We start from the raw sequence: 18,645 nt of genomic DNA on the forward strand, positions 1-18,645 counted from the left end.
AAAACCTCGCCCGCTAACCCCCATCCCCCGAAGTAAAACTTCCCTGCGATTCCCCGCAAACCCCCGCCATTAGGGCAAAAGACCCCAATTGGCATACCCCTTGCAGAACGCTCCGAGCAATCGTCATTGCTCAAACAACCACATCGGCAAGGGGAACACAGAAATGAAACGACGCAGTCTGCTGAAGTTCGGCTCCATGTCGGGCGCGCTCGCCCTTGCGGGCCAACTTCCGATCACGAAAGCCCACGCCGCCGATACCGGTCCGATCAAGGTCGGCATCCTCCATTCGCTGTCGGGCACGATGGCGATCTCCGAGACGTCGCTGAAAGACACGGCACTCATGACCATCGCCGATATCAACAAGAGCGGCGGCGTCATGGGCCGGCAGATTCAGCCCGTCGTCGTCGATCCCGCTTCGAACTGGCCGCTCTTCGCCGAGAAGGCGCGTCAGCTTCTCACGCAGGACAAGTGCGCGGTCGTGTTCGGCTGCTGGACCTCGGTGTCGCGCAAGTCCGTGCTGCCGGTGTTCGAGGAACTCAACGGCCTGCTCTTCTACCCCGTGCAGTACGAAGGCGAAGAGATGTCCCGCAACGTGTTCTATACGGGAGCCGCGCCGAATCAGCAGGCGATTCCCGCCGTCGAATATCTGATGGGACCGGAAGGCGGCAGCGCCAAGCGCTTCTTCCTGCTCGGCACCGACTACGTGTACCCGCGCACGACCAACAAGATCCTGCGCGCGTTCCTTCACTCCAAGGGCGTGAAAGATGCAGACATTCAGGAGGTCTACACACCGTTCGGACATAGCGACTATCAAACCATCGTCGCGAACATCAAGACCTTTGCCCAAGGGGGAAAGACGACTGTCATCTCTACGATCAACGGCGATTCGAACGTACCGTTCTACAAGGAACTCGGCAACCAGGGCCTGAAAGCGACGGACGTGCCTGTCGTCGCGTTCTCGGTCGGCGAAGAGGAACTGCGCGGCATCGACACGAAACCGCTCGTCGGCCATCTTGCCGCATGGAACTACTTCATGTCGGTGAAGAACCCGAACAACTCGAAGTTCGAGAAGGAATTCTTTGCGTACGCAAAGGCGCAGAACCTTCCGGGCGGCGACAAGCGCGTCACCAACGATCCGATGGAAGCGACCTTCGTCGGCATCCACATGTGGAAGCAGGCCGTCGAAAAGGCGAAGAGCGCCGATGTCGACAAGGTCCGCACCGCGATGGTCGGTCAGACCTTCGCCGCGCCTTCCGGCTTCACGCTGACGATGGACGGCAACCATCATCTGCATAAGCCCGTGATGATCGGCGAAATTCGCGGCGACGGTCAGTTCAACGTCGTCTGGAAGACGAAGACCGCCATACGCGCGCAGCCGTGGAGCCCGTATATCGCGGGCAACGAGGGCAAGCCGGATGTCGTCAGCTCGATTCCCGCGTTCCTGCGCCGTCAGCGTGTGCGTGTCGCGTAACGCGTGACGTCGATGCAGCGAGGCCGCGCGTTTCATGCGATGCGCGCGGCCTTTCGAGTTCTAACGGAAAGGCCCACATGACCGGCTCCCTCAAGCGCGCGCTCTTTGCGCTCATCCTCGCGATGACGTCGCTCGCGGCCCACGCGCTCACCAACGACGATCTCGCCCCGCTCGCCGGCGACGACTTCGAAGCCAAGACCGCCGCCATCGACAAGCTCATTGCCAATGCCGATGCGCCTTCCATCGCCGTGCTCGGCGCGCTGTCCGATGGCTCGCTCGTCGCGACCGATAACGGTCACGTCTACATTCAGACCGATGACGGCACGAAGGACGCGATCACCGGCAAGACCGCCGAAGCGCCTGATGCGCAACCGATCACGCTGAACAATCTGCTGCGCACGAAGGTCGCGGGCGCGTTGTCGGGGCTGCAGCTCGCATCGCCCGATACGGCCAAACGCCGCGACGCCATCGCTGCGTTGCTGAAGAACCCGGACGCATCGATGAAGCCGATGATCGACCGAGCCCGCGCCATCGAAAAGGATTCCGAATTAAAGAAGCGCCTCGACACGCTCTGGGCGATGACCGCGCTGCACGATCCCGACGTGAACAGGCGTCTCGAAGCCGCGCAACTCGTCGCGGCGCGCCATGACCTCGACATGTACGAACTGCTGCGCCCGATCGTCGCGAAGAAGGCCGACGGCACGTTCAACGAACCCGACGAACGCGTACGCAACGCGGCTCAGGAAGGCATCTACGCACTCGATTCGATTCAGCGCCGCAGCGAAATCTTCGGCACGATCTTCGCGGGCCTCTCGCTCGGCAGCGTGCTGCTGCTCGCGGCGCTCGGGCTTGCGATCACATATGGGCTGATCGGCGTCATCAACATGGCGCACGGCGAGTTCCTGATGATCGGCGCCTATGCGACCTATGTCGTGCAGAACCTCGTGCAGCATTACGCGCCCGCCGCGTTCAACTGGTATCCGCTCTTCGCGGTGCCTGCGTCGTTCATCGCCGCGGGGCTCGTCGGCATCGTGCTCGAAAGGCTCGTGCTGAAGCATCTCTACGGACGTCCGCTCGAAACGCTGCTGACGACCTTCGGCATCAGCCTGATCCTGATTCAGGCGACGCGCACGCTCTTCGGCGCGCAGAACGTGCAGGTGACGAATCCCTCGTGGATGAGCGGCGGCGTCACCGTGATGCAGAACCTCATCCTCCCGTACAACCGTCTGACGATCCTCGCGTTCTCGCTCGCCGTCGTCGCGATCGCGTGGGGCGTGCTCACGAAGACGCGCCTCGGCCTCTTCGTGCGCGCGGTGACGCAGAACCGCCGCATGGCCGCGTGCGTCGGCGTCAAGACAGCGCGTGTCGATTCGTACGCGTTCGCGTTCGGTGCGGGCATCGCGGGACTCGGCGGCTGCGCGCTCTCGCAGATCGGCAACGTCGGGCCCGATCTCGGACAGAGCTACATCATCGATTCGTTCATGGCGGTGGTGCTCGGCGGCGTCGGCCAGCTCGCGGGCACGGTGATCGGCGGCTTCGGGCTCGGGCTCGTCAGCAAGGCGGTCGAGCCGTTCTGGGGCGCGGTGCTCGCGAAGATCGCGGTGCTCGTGCTCATCGTGTTGTTCATCCAGAAGCGTCCGCAGGGCATGTTCGCCCTCAAGGGCCGCAGCGCGGAGGCTTGAGACATGACCGCCTCGACCAATGTCGGCACGAACCTCGACGTCACGCCGCAACCCGATCCGGGCGCCGCGCGCGCGGGCTTCGCGCTCGGCCTGCCGCCGCGCGCCGCGCTCTTGCCGAAGAAAGGCTGGCTCGCGTTGATCGCGCTCGTCATCGCGATGGTGATCTTCGTGCCCGTCAGCGCGCTCGTGCTGCCGGAAACGAGCACGTTCCATCTCTCGGCTTATGCGATGACGCTCGTCGGCAAGCTCATGTGCTACGCAATCGGCGCGCTCGCGCTCGACCTCGTATGGGGCTATTGCGGCATTCTGAGCTTGGGCCATGCGCTTTTCTTCGCGCTCGGCGGCTACGCGATGGGCATGTACCTGATGCGCTCGATCGGCCGCGAGGGGACGTATCAAAGCGATCTTCCCGACTTCATGGTGTTTCTCGACTGGCACAAGCTGCCGTGGTACTGGGAGGGCACGGAACATCTCTGGTATGCGCTGTTGCTCGTCGTCCTCGTGCCTGGCGTGCTTGCGTGGGTGTTCGGCTTCTTCACGTTCCGCTCGCGCGTGAAGGGCGTGTATCTGTCGATCATCACGCAGGCGATGACCTTCGCCGCGATGCTGCTTTTCTATCGCAACGAAACGGGCTTCGGCGGCAACAACGGCTTCACCGACTTCAAGCGCATCGCGGGCTTTCCAATCACGCATCCGGGCACGCGCACTGCCCTCTTTCTCACCACGTTCGCGGTGCTCGTGCTCGCGTTTCTCGCGGCGAGATGGATCGTCACGTCGAAGCTCGGGCGAGTCGTCACCGGCGTGCGCGACGGCGAAGCGCGCCTGATGTTCCTCGGCTATAGCCCGCTCGCGTACAAGCTCTTCATCTGGACGGTGTCGGCGGTGTTGTGCGGCATCGCGGGCGCGTTGTATGTGCCGCAGGTCGGCATCATCAATCCGAGCGAGATGTCGCCCGCGAACTCGATCGAAATGGCGATCTGGGTCGCGGTCGGCGGACGCGGCACGCTGATCGGACCGATCGTCGGCGCGTTCGCCGTCAACGGCGCGAAGAGCTTTTTCACCGCCTATTTCGCGGAGTATTGGCTGTTTTTCCTCGGCCTCATCTTCACGCTCGTGCCCTTGCTTCTGCCGAACGGCATCATGGGACTGATCGATCTCGCGCGCCGCAAGAAGGCGCATGGAGACGCTGCCGAATGACTGCACATAACGCATTGATCGTGGATTTGCCGCCGATTCCGGAGACGAGCCACAAGAACATCAACGTGTCGTCGGGCCTGGGGCATGTGCTCGCGCCCGGCGAGATCGATGTATCGCACGGCACGATCCTCTATCTCGAGGACGTCACCGTGAGCTTCGACGGCTTTCGCGCGCTGAACAAGCTGACGTTGTCGATCGATGTGGGCGAGTTGCGCTGCGTGATCGGCCCGAACGGCGCGGGCAAGACGACGATGATGGATGTCATCACCGGCAAGACACGTCCCGACGACGGCAAGGTTTTTCTCGGGCAGACGTTCGATCTCACGCGCATGTCGGAGCCGGTGATTGCGCGCACGGGCATCGGGCGCAAGTTTCAGAAGCCGACTGTGTTCGAGAATCATCCGGTGTGGGAGAACCTCGAACTCGCGATGAAGACGGACAAGCGCTGGTTCGCATCGTTGAGGGCGCGGCTGGATGGTGCCGCGCAGGCTCGCATCGAAGAGACGCTCGAGCTGATTCGCCTTCAGCATCAGGCGACGCGGCTTGCGGGCGAGTTGTCGCATGGGCAGAAGCAGCGGCTCGAAATCGGCATGTTGTTGATGCAGCAGCCTGCTCTCTTGCTGCTCGATGAGCCTGCGGCCGGCATGACCGATCATGAAACGATGGAACTCGCGGAGTTGCTCAACAAGCTGCGTGGGTCGTGTTCGATGATGGTCGTCGAGCATGATATGGAGTTTGTTGCTGCGCTTTCGGGGGATAGCGGGAAGGTTACTGTTATGGCTGAGGGGAGTGTTCTTGCCGAAGGCACGCTCGATGACGTCAAACGGGACGAGGCCGTTATTGAGTCTTATCTTGGGCGTTAGTGTTTTATGTCGGCGTGGGTCGTCGTGGAAGCCTGTTTTCTTAGTGGTCGATTAGCGTTGCCCCTGTGCGGGGCAGTGCTAATAGACCGACGCGATCACAGGATTCCACGCAAGCGTAAGCAAACAAGCGCAGACCAAGAGACAAAGCAAATGCTAGAAGTCGAAAACCTGAACCAATACTATGGCGGCAGCCACATCCTCCGCGATGTGAAACTCACCGTCCCCGATGGAAAACTCACCGTCCTGCTAGGCCGCAACGGCGTGGGCAAAACGACGCTCCTTCGCTGCCTGATGGGTGTCGTCCCGACAAAAAGCGGCACCATCGCCTGGCGCGGCAACAAGCTCTCCTCGATGCCCACCCACGCGCGCGTCGCAAACGGCCTCGCCTACGTGCCGCAAGGCCGCGACATCTTCGGCCGTCTCACCGTCGAAGAAAACCTGCTCGTCGGCGCAGCGAGCCGCAAAGCGCCATCGAAGATTCCCGATCACATCTACGCGCTGTTCCCCGTCCTCAAAGACATGAAGAACCGCCGAGGCGGCGATCTCTCCGGCGGTCAACAACAGCAACTCGCAATCGGCCGCGCGCTGATGAGCGAGCCGCAACTGCTCATCCTCGACGAGCCGACCGAAGGCATTCAGCCATCGATCATCCGCGATATCGGCCGAACGCTTCGGCAACTCGTCGACGAAATGGGCATGACGGTCCTGCTCGTCGAGCAGTATTACGACTTCGCGCGCGAACTCGCCGATCGATACTGGGTCATGAGCCGCGGCGAAATCGTCGCGGGCGGCGCGGGCTCGGAAATGGACGCGCATGGAGTGCGCGAGCTGATCGCCGTATGATCGAGGCTCCGCTCTAGAAAAACGCATCGCTCATGCACCACGAATCGCACGCAACACTCGCCGATCCGAACATCTGGCGCGGCTCGCTCGAACTCGGCTACGCGCGTCAGCACGGCCGCACCGTCTGCGTTCATCGCAAGCACGAAGGCCCATTGCGGCTGCAACGGCCGCTCTATCCCGAAGGCGATATCTGTCATTCGGTGATCGTGCACCCGCCCGGCGGCGTCGCGGGCGGCGATCGTCTTTCCATCGACGTTCGTCTGCACCAAGACACGCACGCCGTCATCACGACGCCCGGCGCGACCAAGTGGTACAAGGCCAACGGCAAGCTCGCGACGCAGCGCATCGATATCGATCTCGCCGCGCATGCGAAGCTCGACTGGCTGCCGCAAAACAACATCGTGTTCGAATCGTCGAACGTCGAACTCGAATTCAACCTGACACTCGATGAAGGCGCGAGCGCGATCGGCTGGGACGCAATGCTGCTCGGGCGCGCCGCCGCCGGCGAAAAGTGGACGCAAGGGCATATCAAGGCGACATCGCGTATCGCGCATCGCAATGGTTCGACGCTCTGGTTCGAACGCACGCTGCTCGATGCGCGCGATCCGCTGCGCGACTCCGCTCAAGGTCTCGCGGGCTTCCCCGCTTACGGCACGCTCTGGGCGATCGGCCCCGCATGCGACGATGCCCTCGCCGAGACCCTCGCCGCACATCTGCCCTTCGGCGATGAGCTCCGCGCAGGCGCATCGTGCGTCGCGCCGGGCGTGCTGATCGTGCGCGCGATCAGCCGCTCCATGGAACCGCTGCAAAACGCACTCACCGATTGCTGGTCGCGTCTTCGTCCGCTCGTGCATGGCGTCGATGCGCGACCTCTGCGTTTGTGGACTACCTAGTACGCACCAACGAAGCGCACGCGTCTGCACATCCGTTGTGCGCGGCGATATATGCGTAACCGGCAAACGCTGACAGCATAAGAAATAAGCATCGATGGCACGACTCTCGCTTTAAGCCTTCGCTCGAGAGCCGCGCATTCCAACGCGGCCGTTCAAGACCGAAGGATCATCGATGCTCACGACTTTTTCCCGCACGCGGCGCACCGCACTCGTCGCGCTGCTGCTTTCCCTCGCGCCTCTCGCCGCGCATGCCGACGCGCTCGACACCATCGCGAAGAACGGCACGCTGCGCGTCGCCGTGCCCGAAGACTATCCGCCCTTCGGCTCGGTCGGCGCCGACATGAAACCGCAAGGCTACGACGTCGACATGGCCGCGCTGCTCGCCAAGTCGATGAACGTGAAGCTCGAACTCGTGCCCGTCAACAGCGCGAACCGCATCCCGTATCTGACGACCAACAAGGTCGATCTCGTGATCTCGTCGCTCGGCAAGACGCCGGAACGCGAGAAGGTGCTCGACTTCTCGACGGCTTACGCGCCCTACTTTCAAGGCGTGTTCGGCCCCGCCGACATCAAGGTGACGAGCCCCGCCGATCTCACCGGCAAGACCGTCGGCGCCACGCGCGGCGCGCTCGAAGAGATCGCGCTCTCGCAGATGGCGCCCAACGCGACCATCAAGCGCTTCGAGGACAACAACGCGACCATCTCGGCCTTTCTCTCGGGACAGGTGCAACTGATCGCGGCGGGTAACATCGTCGCGGCGGCGATCCTGTCGAAGAATCCGCCGCGCCGGCCGGAAGCGAAGTTCATCATCAAGGATTCGCCGTGCTTCGTCGGCATGAACAAGAACGAGCCGCGCCTGATGTCGAAAGTGGACGACACCATCGCGCAGGCGAAGAAGGACGGCACGCTCAACACGATGTCGAAGAAGTGGTTCAACCAGCCGCTGCCCGCGACCCTTTGATCGGGAGCGCGGCATCGTATGGCCTATGAACTTCAATTCGCCGATCTAGCGCAGTACGCGGGCATGTTCGCGAGCGGCGCGGCGACCACGCTCGCGCTGACCGCCGTCTCGACGGCGCTCGGCGTGTCGGTCGGCGTGCTCGGCGCCGCCGCGCGCACCAGCCGGCATGCGTGGCTCGCGGCGATCGTCGGCGGCTATGTCGAAGCGGTCCGCAACACGCCGTTCATCGTGCAACTGTTCTTCGTATTCTTCGGCCTGCCCGCGCTCGGCATTCATCTCAGCGAATATGTCGCGGCCATTCTCGCGATGACGCTCAATCTCGGCGCGTACTCGATCGAGATCGTGCGCGCGGGCGTCGCCGCCGTGCCGAAGGGTCATCTCGAAGCGGCGGCATCGCTCGCGATGTCGCGTGGCGAGACGTTCCGTCATGTCGTGTTGCCGCAAGCGCTCGCCAAAGTGTTCCCCGCATTGACGAGCCAGATCGTCATTACGATGCTCGGCTCGGCGGTCGTCTCGCAGATATCGGTGCCCGATCTCACGTATGCCGCGAGCTATATCCAGTCGCGCAACTTCCGCGCGTTCGAGACGTGCTTCTTCATCACGGCCGCGTATCTCGTGATGGCGCTCGCTCTGCGCGCCGCATTGAACGCCATGGGCAAGCGCTTTCTGATGAACCACCGGAGCGCCGCGCGATGATCGAATTCACGCTCGCGCAGATCTTCGAGAACCTGCTGCTCGCGGCGCGCTGGACCGTCGTGCTGTCGATCGTGTCGTTCGTGTTGGGCGGCATCGTCGGCTTCGTGCTGCTCGTCATGCGCGTGTCGAAATCGCAAGTGCTGCGCATGCTCGTCAAAGGCTATATCCAGCTCTTTCAGGGCACGCCGCTTCTCATGCAGTTGTTCCTCGTGTTCTTCGGCCTGCCCTTGCTCGGCATCGACGTGTCGCCGTGGCTCGCGGCGAGCGTCGGTCTCACGCTCTTCACGAGCGCCTATCTCGCGGAGATCTGGCGCGGCGCGGTCGAAGCGGTGCCGAAGGGCCAGTGGGAAGCATCGTCGTCGCTCGCGATGAGTTACATGGAGCAACTTCGTCACGTGATCCTGCCGCAAGCGACGCGCATCGCGGTCGGCCCGACGGTCGGCTTCGCGGTGCAGGCGGTGAAGGACACGGCGCTCGTATCGATCATCGGCTTCACGGAACTGACGAAGGCCGGCACGATGATTTCGAACGCAACTTTCCGGCCGTTTCTCGTGTATGGGCTCGTCGCCGTTATCTACTTCTTGCTTTGCTATCCGCTGACGCGCTATGCGCGCACGCTCGAAAGGAAATGGAATGCCGCTCGTTGAAACCCGCAATCTTCAGAAGCAGTTCGGCGCGAATCAGGTGCTGAAGGGCATCGACTTCGCCGTCGAGCGCGGACAAGTCGTGTCGATCATCGGGCGCAGCGGCTCGGGCAAGAGCACGTTGCTGCGCACGCTCAACGGTCTGGAGAGCATCGACGAAGGCTCGATCGAAATCGAGGGCGAGCATATCGATGCGCGTCATGCCGACCTGCGCGCGCTGCGGCTGAAAGTCGGCATGGTGTTCCAGCAATACAACCTCTTTCCGCATCTCACCGCGGGCGAAAACGTGATGCTCGCGCAGACCGTCGTCAGGAAGATCCACAGGGCGAAGGCGCGCGCGACGGCGCATACCGTGCTCGAACGCGTCGGTCTCGGCGACAAGTTCGATGCTTATCCCGATCAGCTTTCGGGCGGTCAGCAGCAACGCGTCGCGATCGCGCGCGCACTTGCGATGAAGCCGACCGTGCTGCTCTGCGATGAGATCACATCGGCGCTCGATCCCGAACTCGTCGGCGAAGTGCTAGCGGTCGTCGAAGACCTCGCGCGCGACGGCATGACGCTCATCATGGTCACGCACGAAATGCGCTTCGCGCGCAAGGTGAGCGACAAGGTCGTGTTCATGCATCAGGGGCGCGTGTGGGAATCGGGCGCGCCGGACGCCATCTTCGAGCGGCCGTCGACCGTGGAGTTGCAGCGCTTCATCCAGTAAGCCGAAAACCGACCGAAAGCCCCTTAAAAGCGCATGAGACGCGGCATTCCGGTGCTAGCATTGCAAAGCCCGAAACACTTTTCTCCATAGAAGAAGCCCATGAAACTCACGCCCAGAGAAAAGGACAAGCTGCTGATCTTCACAGCGGCCCTGCTCGCCGAGCGTCGCCGCGCGCGCGGCCTCAAGCTCAATCATCCGGAAGCGGTCGCGTTCATATCGGCGGCATTGATGGAAGCGGCGCGCGACGGCAAGACCGTCGCCGAAGTCATGCACTACGGCACCACGCTGCTCACGCGCGACGACGTGATGGAAGGCGTGCCCGAGATGATTCCCGACATCCAGATCGAAGCGACCTTCCCCGACGGCACCAAGCTCGTCACCGTTCATCATCCGATTCCCTGACACCATGATCCCCGGCGAATATTTCATCGACGATGGCGAGCACGAGCTCAATGCGGGCCGCGAGACGGTTACGGTCGTCGTCGCGAATCATGGCGACCGGCCGGTGCAGGTCGGCTCGCACTTCCACTTCTACGAAGTCAACGCGGCGCTCAAATTCGAGCGCGAGAAGGCGCGCGGCTTCCGATTGAACATCGCGGCGGGCACGGCAGTCCGCTTCGAACCCGGTCAGGAACGCACCGTCGAACTCGTCGCGCTGGCCGGCGATCGCCATGTGTACGGCTTCAACGCGCTCGTCATGGGCCCGCTCTAAAAAAGGACAGATATGACGCTACGCATCGGCCGCCGCGCTTATGCGGAAATGTTCGGCCCGACCACCGGCGACCGCGTGCGCCTCGCCGACACCGATCTCATCATCGAAGTGGAACGCGACTTCACGACCTACGGCGAAGAAGTGAAGTTCGGCGGCGGCAAGGTGATTCGCGACGGCATGGGCCAGTCGCAGCGCCCCGCCGCCGACGTCGTCGATACCGTCGTGACCAATGCGCTGATCCTCGATCACTGGGGCATCGTGAAGGCCGATATCGGCATCAAGGGTGGACGCTTCTTCGCCATCGGCAAGGCGGGCAATCCGGACATTCAGCCGAACGTGAACATCGCGATCGGCGCGGCAACGGAAGTGATCGCGGGCGAAGGCATGATCGTGACGGCGGGCGGCGTCGATACGCACATTCACTTCATCAGCCCGCAACAGATCGACGAAGCGCTCGCGAGCGGCGTCACGACGATGCTCGGCGGCGGCACCGGCCCCGCGACCGGCACCAACGCGACAACCTGCACGCCGGGCCCGTGGCACATGGAGCGCATGCTGCAGGCCGCCGACGGCTGGCCCGTCAATCTCGGCTTTCTCGGCAAAGGGAACGCGAGCCTGCCGGAGCCGCTGATCGAGCAGGTGAAAGCGGGCGCGATCGGCCTGAAGCTGCACGAGGATTGGGGCACGACGCCCGCCGCGATCGACAATTGCTTGAGCGTCGCCGACGACACCGACACGCAAGTCGCCATCCACACCGACACGCTGAACGAAGCGGGCTTCGTCGAAACGACCATCGCCGCGTTCAAGGGCCGCACGATCCACACGTATCACACAGAAGGCGCGGGCGGCGGCCATGCGCCGGACATCATCAAGGTCGCGGGCGAATCGAACGTGCTGCCCTCTTCCACGAATCCGACGCGCCCCTACACCGTCAACACGCTCGATGAGCATCTCGACATGCTGATGGTGTGCCATCACCTCGATCCGTCGATCGCGGAAGACATCGCGTTCGCGGAATCGCGGATTCGTCGCGAGACCATCGCGGCCGAAGACATCCTTCACGATCTCGGCGCGCTGTCGATGCTTTCTTCGGATTCCCAAGCAATGGGCCGCGTCGGTGAAGTCATCATTCGCACATGGCAGACCGCGCACAAGATGAAGGTGCAGCGCGGCGCGTTGCCCGAAGACAGCGCGCGTAACGATAATTTCCGCGCGAAGCGCTATGTCGCCAAGTACACGATCAATCCGGCAATCACGCACGGCATCGCGCATGAAGTCGGCTCGATCGAGCCGGGCAAGTGGGCCGATCTCGTGTTCTGGGAACCCGCGTTCTTCGGCGTGAAGCCCGCGATGATCGTCAAGGGCGGCATGATCGCGGTCGCGCAAATGGGCGACCCGAACGCGTCCATTCCGACGCCGCAGCCGGTGCATTATCGCGAGATGTTCGCGACGCGCGGCGGCGCGCTTGGCAAGACGTCGCTGACATTCGTATCGCAGATGGCGATGGAGGCGCGCATCGCGGATCGTTATGGCTTGCAAAAGCAGATCGTCGCGGTCAGGAACTGCCGCAATGTGACGAAGGCCGACATGATTCACAATGCATGGCAGCCGTCCATCAGCGTCGATCCGCAGACCTATCAGGTGATCGCCGACGGACAATTGCTCACATGCGATCCCGCCACCGTTCTGCCGATGGCGCAGCGTTACTTCTTGTTCTGATATGCGTACCATCGACAAACGTCTGACCGCGAAGCTTGCCGACGTCCTCAAGAAACGCGCGCCCACGCTGACTCTTCCCTTCGATGCGCGCTGCAAGAGCCGCCTCGCCGCCACGCTCGACAACGGCGAGGAAGTCGCCCTCGTCATGCCGCGCGGCACCGTGCTCGCGGATGGCGACATGCTCGTCGCCGACGACGGCGGCTTCGTGCGCGTCGTCGCGGCGGCGGAGGACGTGCTCATCGTGCGTGCGCCGAGCGTGCGTCTCTTGACGCGTGCGGCCTATCACCTCGGCAACCGGCATACGCCGGTCGAAGTCGGCGCGGAGTATCTGAAGCTCGAAGCCGATCCCGTGCTCGAAGACATGCTGAAGCGCTTAGGCGTGCTCGTCGCGCACGAATCGCAGCCGTTCCAGCCCGAAACGGGCGCGTACGGCGGCGGACACAAGCACGGCCACGACGAGACGTTCAGCGAAGACTACGCGCTCGCGCAGAAGGTATTCGACGAGCATCACGGGCACGATCACGATCATTCGTCGTGCGGCCACGATCATAGTCATGATCACGATCACGGTCACGGTCATCATCACCACGGCCATGCGCATCGCTGAGCTCACCGCGCTGTTGCATCTCGCGTCGCCGGCATTGCCGATCGGCGCGTTCAGCTATTCGCAAGGGCTCGAAGCGGCGATCGAGCACGGCCTGATCCACGACGGCGACAGCGCGCGCGACTGGATCGCGAGCGGCCTTTCCAGCGTGCTCGCGCGCGGCGAATTGCCGATGCTCGCGCATCAGATCGAACACTGGCGTTCGCACGACGAAGCCGCGCTGAGCGCCGCGAACGATGAATACATCGCGAGCCGCGAATCGGCGGAATTGAGACGGGAAACGGAGCAGATGGGCTGGTCGCTGGCGCAGTTGTGCGTGTCGCTCGAATGGGGCGACAAAGCACGCCGCGCGACGCTCGCCGCGATCAAGCCGATCGCGCAGCCGACCGCCTTCGCCTTCGCCGCGTTCGCGCACGATGCGGCACCCGACGCCGCGCTCGCGGCCTACGCATTCAGCTGGGTCGAGAATCAGGCGGCCGCCGCGCTCAAGGCCGTGCCGCTCGGCCAGCTCGCGGGACAGCGCATCATCGTCGCGTTGCGCGAGCCGATCGATGCCGCCGTGCGCCGCGCGCTCGATACAGCGCCTCAACACATCAACACCTTCGCGCCGCAGCTCGGCGTTTTGTCCGCGCGGCACGAATCGCAATATTCGCGGCTTTTCCGCTCCTGAACCGACACTCCATGAACGCTCCCGCTTACTCTTCCGCCGCTCGCCGAACCAAGAAACTGCCGCCGTTGCGTGTCGGTGTCGGCGGGCCGGTCGGCTCCGGCAAGACCACGCTGCTCGAAATGCTCTGCAAGGCGATGCGCGAGAAATACGATCTCGTCGCCATCACGAACGATATCTACACGAAGGAAGATCAGCGCCTGCTGACCGTCGCGGGCGCGCTGCCGGCCGAGCGCATCATGGGCGTCGAGACGGGCGGCTGCCCGCATACGGCAATCCGCGAAGATGCGTCGATCAATCTCGAAGCCGTCGATCGCATGGTGTCGAAGTTTCCGGATGCGGATATCGTGTTCATCGAATCGGGCGGCGATAACCTCGCGGCGACTTTCAGCCCCGAACTCTCCGATCTGACTATCTACGTGATCGATGTCGCGGGCGGCGAGAAGATTCCGCGCAAAGGCGGGCCTGGCATCACGAAGTCGGATCTGCTCGTCATCAACAAGACCGATCTAGCGCCTCACGTCGGCGCGAATCTCGACATCATGGCGAGCGACGCGAAGAAGATGCGCGGCGAGCGGCCCTTCGTGATGTGCAATCTGAAGGCGCTCGATGGGCTCGACGAAGTCATCCGCTTCATCGAGAAGAAGGGTTTGCTGCTGGCTTGACGCGGAAAATCGCGTGACGACAACGCGTTACGGCAGCGCGATCGAATTCGATATCGAGACCGCGTTCTCGCCGACCTGCACGAAGTCGCGCTTCATCGCGACTTGCCATTGCAGGAAGTTGCGGCTGTTCGATTCGCCGGGAAGCATCCAGTCGTGCAGCTCGATGATGATGACCGGAAACATGTTCAGCGCATCGCAATGGCGCGAGAACAGGTCGGCCTCCGCGCCTTCGATGTCGATCTTCAGGATGAACGGCGTCGTGCCGGACGGCATCACGTCTTCGAGCGTGAGCGCATCGACGGCATAGCCTTTCTCGGTGGGCTGCTCCGCGGTGCGAAACGCCCACTCGCCGCCGCCCGGATCGTTCAGATAAAGCGTGCCGCGCTTGGCCGCGATCGCGGCGTTGAGCGGTTTGATCGACGGAAACGCCTGTGCATTCTTGTTGAGCAGCGCGAAATTCGATATGTCCGGCTCGATGGCGACGATCTTCGCTTTCGGATAAGTGAGCGCGTGCCACACTGCGGCGGCGCCGATATTGGCGCCCGCATCGACGATCAGCGGATTTTCGCAAGCCTCATAGAACGCGGCGATTTCCTTCGCGCGCATGAGATGATCCGTCGCGTATTCGCGAAGAAAGAAGATCTGCCGACAAACCGAGCGATCCGCCGGACAAGGCCGGTATTCGAAGCGCCGATTGCCGGGAAGAATCAGGCCATGCGCGCCGTAACGGACGGTTCCCCATGCGTCGGTCGGTCCTGGGGATGGCCGCAGCAGGCGCAACAGTCTTGGCGGCAACATGTCCTTGACGACGGACTTGATGAGATCTTGCATGCGCGTCCTCGAAGAAAATTGGAAGCACGTTCGCAGGCACCCGGCCGCTTGTTATTCGTTCGAAAGGATCGGCTCGAGGAAGTTCATTATCCTCCGAACTTACTTCGCAAGTTTCATCTGAGGAAAAGCGCAGTTGGCGGCAGAAAACAGCGAGATCGCGTCGGATCACTTCGCCGCTTCGCTGTCCTCTTCAAGCAGCGCGCTCAGCACGCTCACGGTACGCTCCGTCGCGCCGCGATGCCGCGCCGCGAACGCCGAAGCCGCCGCGCTCATCGCGAGACGCCGCGCCTTGTCGCCGAAAATCTCGCGCAGACCGCGCGCGAGCTCCTGCGGATCCTGCACGCGCAACGCCGCGCCCGCCGCGATCGCATCGTTGGTCGCCTGCGTGAAGTTGAACGTGTGCGGGCCGATCAGCACCGGCACACCTGCCGCGCACGCTTCGATCAGATTCTGCCCGCCGAGCGGCAACAGACTTCCACCGATGAACGCCAGATCCGCGGCCGCATAATACGCGCCGAGCTCGCCCATCGAATCGCCGAGCAAGACCTGCACGCTCGCCGGCAACGGCTCGGGCACGTCCGCGCCCGAGCCCGCCGCGACGGGCTTCGGCGCCCACACCGACCGGCGCGCGCTCGTCAGCCCGAGACTCGCGATCAGCGCGGACACTTCGTCGAAACGCTGCGGATGACGCGGCACGAGAATCAGCAACGCATCGGGCACGTTGAGGGCCGAGAATGCGCGCAGCACGAGCGTTTCCTCGCCCTCGCGCGTGCTCGCCGCGACCCACACGGGCCGCTCGCCGATCGCCGCGCGCCACGCGTGACCGCGCGCGACCAGTTCGGGCGGCGCGGTCATGTCGAACTTCAGATTGCCGAGCACGGCGACATTGCGCGCGCCGAGCGCGGTGAGCCGCTCGGCATCGGACGGCGTCTGCGCGAGCACACGCGAAAAGCCGCCGAACACCTCGCGCACCGCGCGCCCGAACTTCGCCGCGCGCCGGTACGAACGTTCCGACATGCGCGCGTTCGTCAAGACGAGCGGCACGTCGGCGCGTTTGCATTCGTCGATGAGCGTCGGCCAGACTTCCGTTTCCATCACGATGCCGAGCGACGGCCGCCACGCGCGCAGAAAGCGCCGCACGAGAATGGGCAGATCGTAGGGAAGATAGCTGCGCAACACGCGGTCGCCGAAAAGCTCGACGCCGGTCGCGCGGCCGCTCGGCGTCATGTGCGTGAGCAGCACGCGCGCTTCGGGATGCGCTTTCATCAGCGCGTCGATGAGCGGCTGCGCCGCGCGCGTCTCGCCCACGGACACCGCGTGCACCCAGATGAGCGGCGCGAGATCGTCGGCGCGGCGCGGCGCGATGTGGCCGAAACGCTCGCCGATATGCTCGCGATAACCGCGCTCCTTTCGCGAACGGATGTAGAGCCGCAGCACCGCGAGCGGCGCGACGATCCACCAGAGCGCGCGATAGACGAGCCGGAGCACGGAAGCCGATGCGCCCGGCGTAGCGGCGGACGAGGCGGCGCCGCTCAAACGAGCGCCCGGCCCTTCAGGCGTTCGAGAATGCCGAGCGGCGCGTGATCGGGGCGCGCCATCGCCTTGACGGGCAGGAAGAAGGTCTGCTCCATCATGAACTGGCCGGACATCACCGCATGCGAGGTGTGATCGGAGAAGCAGACCCACACCGAGCCGGGCGGAAACGGCATCGTCTCCTGCGGCGAATTTTTCTGATAGTCGAGATCGGCTTTCATCGCATCATGCAGATGCAGCATGAGATGGTCGTACTCGCTGCGCGGCGACTTCGTGATGTGCAGCAGATTCATCAGCCACGCCGAGCCGGGCGCCTGCGCCTTGATGCCGGGCAGGAAACGCTTCGCCATGTCCTCGAACGGCTCGCCGACGCGCCACACGCGCGGCGCGCCTTTCGGATTGATGTTCGTGAACACGCGCAAGATGCGCTCGCCGTGCGTTGGCCGCGACGGGAAGGCATCGACGTGAAGACGGGCATCGTCCTTTCGCCAGGATGTTTCGCGCGTCTCGACCTGACGCAGCCTGAGGCTCGTGGGCGCGACGCGCAGCTTGCCGTCGTATTCGGGAAAGAGCCCGTCGACGAGCGAACGCGCATGATCCTGATAGCGCTTGATGAGCGAGCGCACCGCCGACTGCATCACGCTGTCGCCGAGCACGCCGTTCAACGCGCCGCCGTTGGGCGCGAGGCTGATGTTCTTGCGCTTCGGATCCGCGATGCCCGGATCGAGCAGCGAAAGCTCGCCGCCTTCGATCGGAAAGCGCAGGTTGGGGAAATACAGCACTTTGCCGTTTTCGACGCCGGCGAGCAGCGTCTCGCGCGGCACGGACAGGTTCTTGCCTTGCCAATCGCCCGAGGCGACTTCGATGATTTGAGATTCCGTCATGTGTCTACGACCTTGAGTTGCCCGCACACAGCGCAGCGCGGTGAAAACTACAGCAGGCCGAAGCCCGCGAGCGCGGTCTTCACTTCGGAAAGCGTCGGATGCCGGCTCGCGTCGCCGAGATTGACGACGTTCGGCGACCAATAGCCGCCGGTGCGCCATGCGGTCGAGAAATTGTACAACTCGACGGTCGGGCGCTTCAGCGCCGCGGCAATATGCACCAAACCGGTATCGACGCCGACGGTCGCCGCGGCACCGTCGATCAGCCCGACGACCGCGGGCAGCGACATCTTCGGCGGCACGATCGCGGCCGCGCCGAATTCCTTCGCGAGCTTTTCGCTCGTTGCGCGTTCGGCCTCGCTGCCCCACGGCAGCACGATCGACGCGCCGCGCGTCACGAGCGCTTGGCCCAGTTCGATCCACGCGGCTTCGGGCCATTGCTTGTCGGCGCGCGAGGTGGCGTGCACGAACACGACGTAAGGCACGGGAAGATTCAGCCCGAGCGCGGAGACGGCGAGCGTCGCGCGTCGCGTGTCGAGGCCGAAGTCGATGTCGTCGGTCGTTTGCGGCTTCGGCAGGTCGAGCGCCGCCGCCACGAGTTGCCGCGTGCGCTCGACGACGTGCGTGCGCGGTTCGATCGGCACGCGCCGGTCGTAGAAGAAGCGCACCGGCCATTCGTAGCCCGCGCCGTCGGTGCGATTGCCGAGGCCGACGAGCGGCCCGCGCGCCCAGCTCGCGACCCACGCGGTCTTGATGAGACCCTGGCAGTCGATGACGAGATCGTATTTTTCGGCGGCGAGCTCGCGCTTGAACTTGCCGATCTCGCGCCAGTTCGCCGGCGACGTGAACGCCTTGCGCCAGCGCCTGAGCGAAAACGGAATCGCGCGGCGCACGCCGTGTACGAGTTCGACGAGACTCGCGAAGCTTTCCTCGACGAGCCAGTCGATTTGCGCATCGGGATAGCGGCGGCGGATGTCGGCGATGGCCGGCATGTTGTGGACGACGTCGCCAAGCGACGACACGCGGACGATCAGGATCTTTTGCACGCTGAGATGGAGAAGCGCGGACGGCGCG

The 18,645-nt window shown here is 63.6% G+C and carries 20 protein-coding genes; 16 read left to right on the forward strand and 4 right to left on the reverse strand.

Translation table 11 applies throughout. From position 1 onward, the window contains the following. Positions 1 to 163: 163 nt before the first annotated feature. The 16 genes from urtA (at position 164) to ureG (ending at position 14,326) form a co-directional block, all read left to right on the forward strand. Positions 164 to 1,471 (forward strand): urea ABC transporter substrate-binding protein, encoded by a 1,308-nt coding sequence (gene urtA, locus NCS00_RS10760; RefSeq protein ID WP_008342462.1) that lies wholly within the window; start codon positions 164 to 166, stop codon positions 1,469 to 1,471. Positions 1,472 to 1,548: 77 nt separating this feature from the next. Further along, entirely contained in the window at positions 1,549 to 3,153 is a 1,605-nt protein-coding gene (gene urtB / locus NCS00_RS10765; RefSeq protein WP_008342464.1) for an urea ABC transporter permease subunit UrtB, read from the forward strand. 3 nt (positions 3,154 to 3,156) lie between these two features. Continuing rightward, complete coding sequence (gene urtC / locus NCS00_RS10770; protein WP_250440061.1) at positions 3,157 to 4,350, forward strand: urea ABC transporter permease subunit UrtC; 1,194 nt, start codon at positions 3,157 to 3,159, stop codon at positions 4,348 to 4,350. After that, positions 4,347 to 5,213 (forward strand): urea ABC transporter ATP-binding protein UrtD, encoded by an 867-nt coding sequence (gene urtD / locus NCS00_RS10775; RefSeq protein WP_008342468.1) that lies wholly within the window; start codon positions 4,347 to 4,349, stop codon positions 5,211 to 5,213. The genes urtC and urtD overlap by 4 nt, the downstream gene beginning before the upstream one ends. Positions 5,214 to 5,363: 150 nt before the next feature. Then, the gene (gene urtE, locus NCS00_RS10780) at positions 5,364 to 6,056 is read left to right on the forward strand and encodes an urea ABC transporter ATP-binding subunit UrtE (RefSeq protein WP_008342470.1); all 693 of its coding nucleotides are present in this window, start codon (positions 5,364 to 5,366) and stop codon (positions 6,054 to 6,056) included. Positions 6,057 to 6,088: 32 nt separating this feature from the next. Further along, positions 6,089 to 6,949: an urease accessory protein UreD gene (locus NCS00_RS10785; RefSeq protein ID WP_250440062.1), complete on the forward strand. Its 861-nt coding sequence runs from the start codon at positions 6,089 to 6,091 to the stop codon at positions 6,947 to 6,949. 172 nt (positions 6,950 to 7,121) lie between these two features. Then, on the forward strand, positions 7,122 to 7,910 hold the full coding sequence (locus NCS00_RS10790; RefSeq protein WP_008342474.1) for a transporter substrate-binding domain-containing protein: 789 nt from the start codon (positions 7,122 to 7,124) through the stop codon (positions 7,908 to 7,910). Between the two features lie 18 nt (positions 7,911 to 7,928). Continuing rightward, positions 7,929 to 8,606, forward strand: coding sequence for an amino acid ABC transporter permease (locus tag NCS00_RS10795; protein WP_250435014.1), 678 nt, complete (start codon positions 7,929 to 7,931; stop codon positions 8,604 to 8,606). Continuing rightward, positions 8,603 to 9,253 (forward strand): amino acid ABC transporter permease, encoded by a 651-nt coding sequence (locus NCS00_RS10800; RefSeq protein WP_008342479.1) that lies wholly within the window; start codon positions 8,603 to 8,605, stop codon positions 9,251 to 9,253. The genes NCS00_RS10795 and NCS00_RS10800 overlap by 4 nt, the downstream gene beginning before the upstream one ends. Continuing rightward, a complete protein-coding gene (locus NCS00_RS10805) occupies positions 9,240 to 9,959 on the forward strand; it encodes an amino acid ABC transporter ATP-binding protein (protein WP_250440063.1) in 720 nt (239 codons plus the stop codon). The genes NCS00_RS10800 and NCS00_RS10805 overlap by 14 nt, the downstream gene beginning before the upstream one ends. A gap of 99 nt (positions 9,960 to 10,058) precedes the next feature. Continuing rightward, positions 10,059 to 10,361: an urease subunit gamma gene (locus NCS00_RS10810; protein WP_008342482.1), complete on the forward strand. Its 303-nt coding sequence runs from the start codon at positions 10,059 to 10,061 to the stop codon at positions 10,359 to 10,361. A 4-nt stretch (positions 10,362 to 10,365) separates the two neighbouring features. Further along, positions 10,366 to 10,671, forward strand: a complete 306-nt coding sequence (locus NCS00_RS10815) for an urease subunit beta (RefSeq protein WP_008342484.1) — start codon at positions 10,366 to 10,368, stop codon at positions 10,669 to 10,671. A 12-nt stretch (positions 10,672 to 10,683) separates the two neighbouring features. Continuing rightward, the gene (gene ureC, locus NCS00_RS10820) at positions 10,684 to 12,390 is read left to right on the forward strand and encodes an urease subunit alpha (RefSeq protein WP_250440064.1); all 1,707 of its coding nucleotides are present in this window, start codon (positions 10,684 to 10,686) and stop codon (positions 12,388 to 12,390) included. A gap of 1 nt (position 12,391) precedes the next feature. Further along, positions 12,392 to 12,997: an urease accessory protein UreE gene (gene ureE, locus NCS00_RS10825; RefSeq protein ID WP_250440065.1), complete on the forward strand. Its 606-nt coding sequence runs from the start codon at positions 12,392 to 12,394 to the stop codon at positions 12,995 to 12,997. After that, positions 12,984 to 13,664 (forward strand): urease accessory protein UreF, encoded by a 681-nt coding sequence (locus NCS00_RS10830; RefSeq protein ID WP_250440082.1) that lies wholly within the window; start codon positions 12,984 to 12,986, stop codon positions 13,662 to 13,664. Before ureE ends, NCS00_RS10830 begins: the two co-directional genes overlap by 14 nt. An 11-nt stretch (positions 13,665 to 13,675) precedes the next feature. After that, positions 13,676 to 14,326, forward strand: a complete 651-nt coding sequence (gene ureG / locus NCS00_RS10835) for an urease accessory protein UreG (RefSeq protein WP_034472760.1) — start codon at positions 13,676 to 13,678, stop codon at positions 14,324 to 14,326. Positions 14,327 to 14,353: 27 nt separating this feature from the next. Here ureG and NCS00_RS10840 read toward each other — a convergent pair whose 3' ends face one another. From NCS00_RS10840 to waaC, 4 genes are all read right to left on the reverse strand, one after another. Then, the gene (locus NCS00_RS10840) at positions 14,354 to 15,157 is read right to left on the reverse strand and encodes an FkbM family methyltransferase (RefSeq protein ID WP_034472761.1); all 804 of its coding nucleotides are present in this window, start codon (positions 15,155 to 15,157) and stop codon (positions 14,354 to 14,356) included. A 165-nt stretch (positions 15,158 to 15,322) separates the two neighbouring features. Beyond that, complete coding sequence (gene waaA / locus NCS00_RS10845; protein WP_250440083.1) at positions 15,323 to 16,645, reverse strand: lipid IV(A) 3-deoxy-D-manno-octulosonic acid transferase; 1,323 nt, start codon at positions 16,643 to 16,645, stop codon at positions 15,323 to 15,325. A gap of 44 nt (positions 16,646 to 16,689) precedes the next feature. Beyond that, positions 16,690 to 17,574, reverse strand: coding sequence for a Kdo hydroxylase KdoO (gene kdoO / locus NCS00_RS10850; protein WP_175980396.1), 885 nt, complete (start codon positions 17,572 to 17,574; stop codon positions 16,690 to 16,692). Between the two features lie 47 nt (positions 17,575 to 17,621). Next, positions 17,622 to 18,617: a lipopolysaccharide heptosyltransferase I gene (gene waaC, locus NCS00_RS10855; RefSeq protein ID WP_034472764.1), complete on the reverse strand. Its 996-nt coding sequence runs from the start codon at positions 18,615 to 18,617 to the stop codon at positions 17,622 to 17,624. Between the last annotated feature and the right edge of the window lie 28 nt (positions 18,618 to 18,645).

Origin of the sequence: Caballeronia sp. AZ1_KS37, assembly GCF_023631165.1 — a bacterium.
GTDB classification, from domain to species: Bacteria; Pseudomonadota; Gammaproteobacteria; order Burkholderiales; family Burkholderiaceae; genus Caballeronia; species Caballeronia zhejiangensis.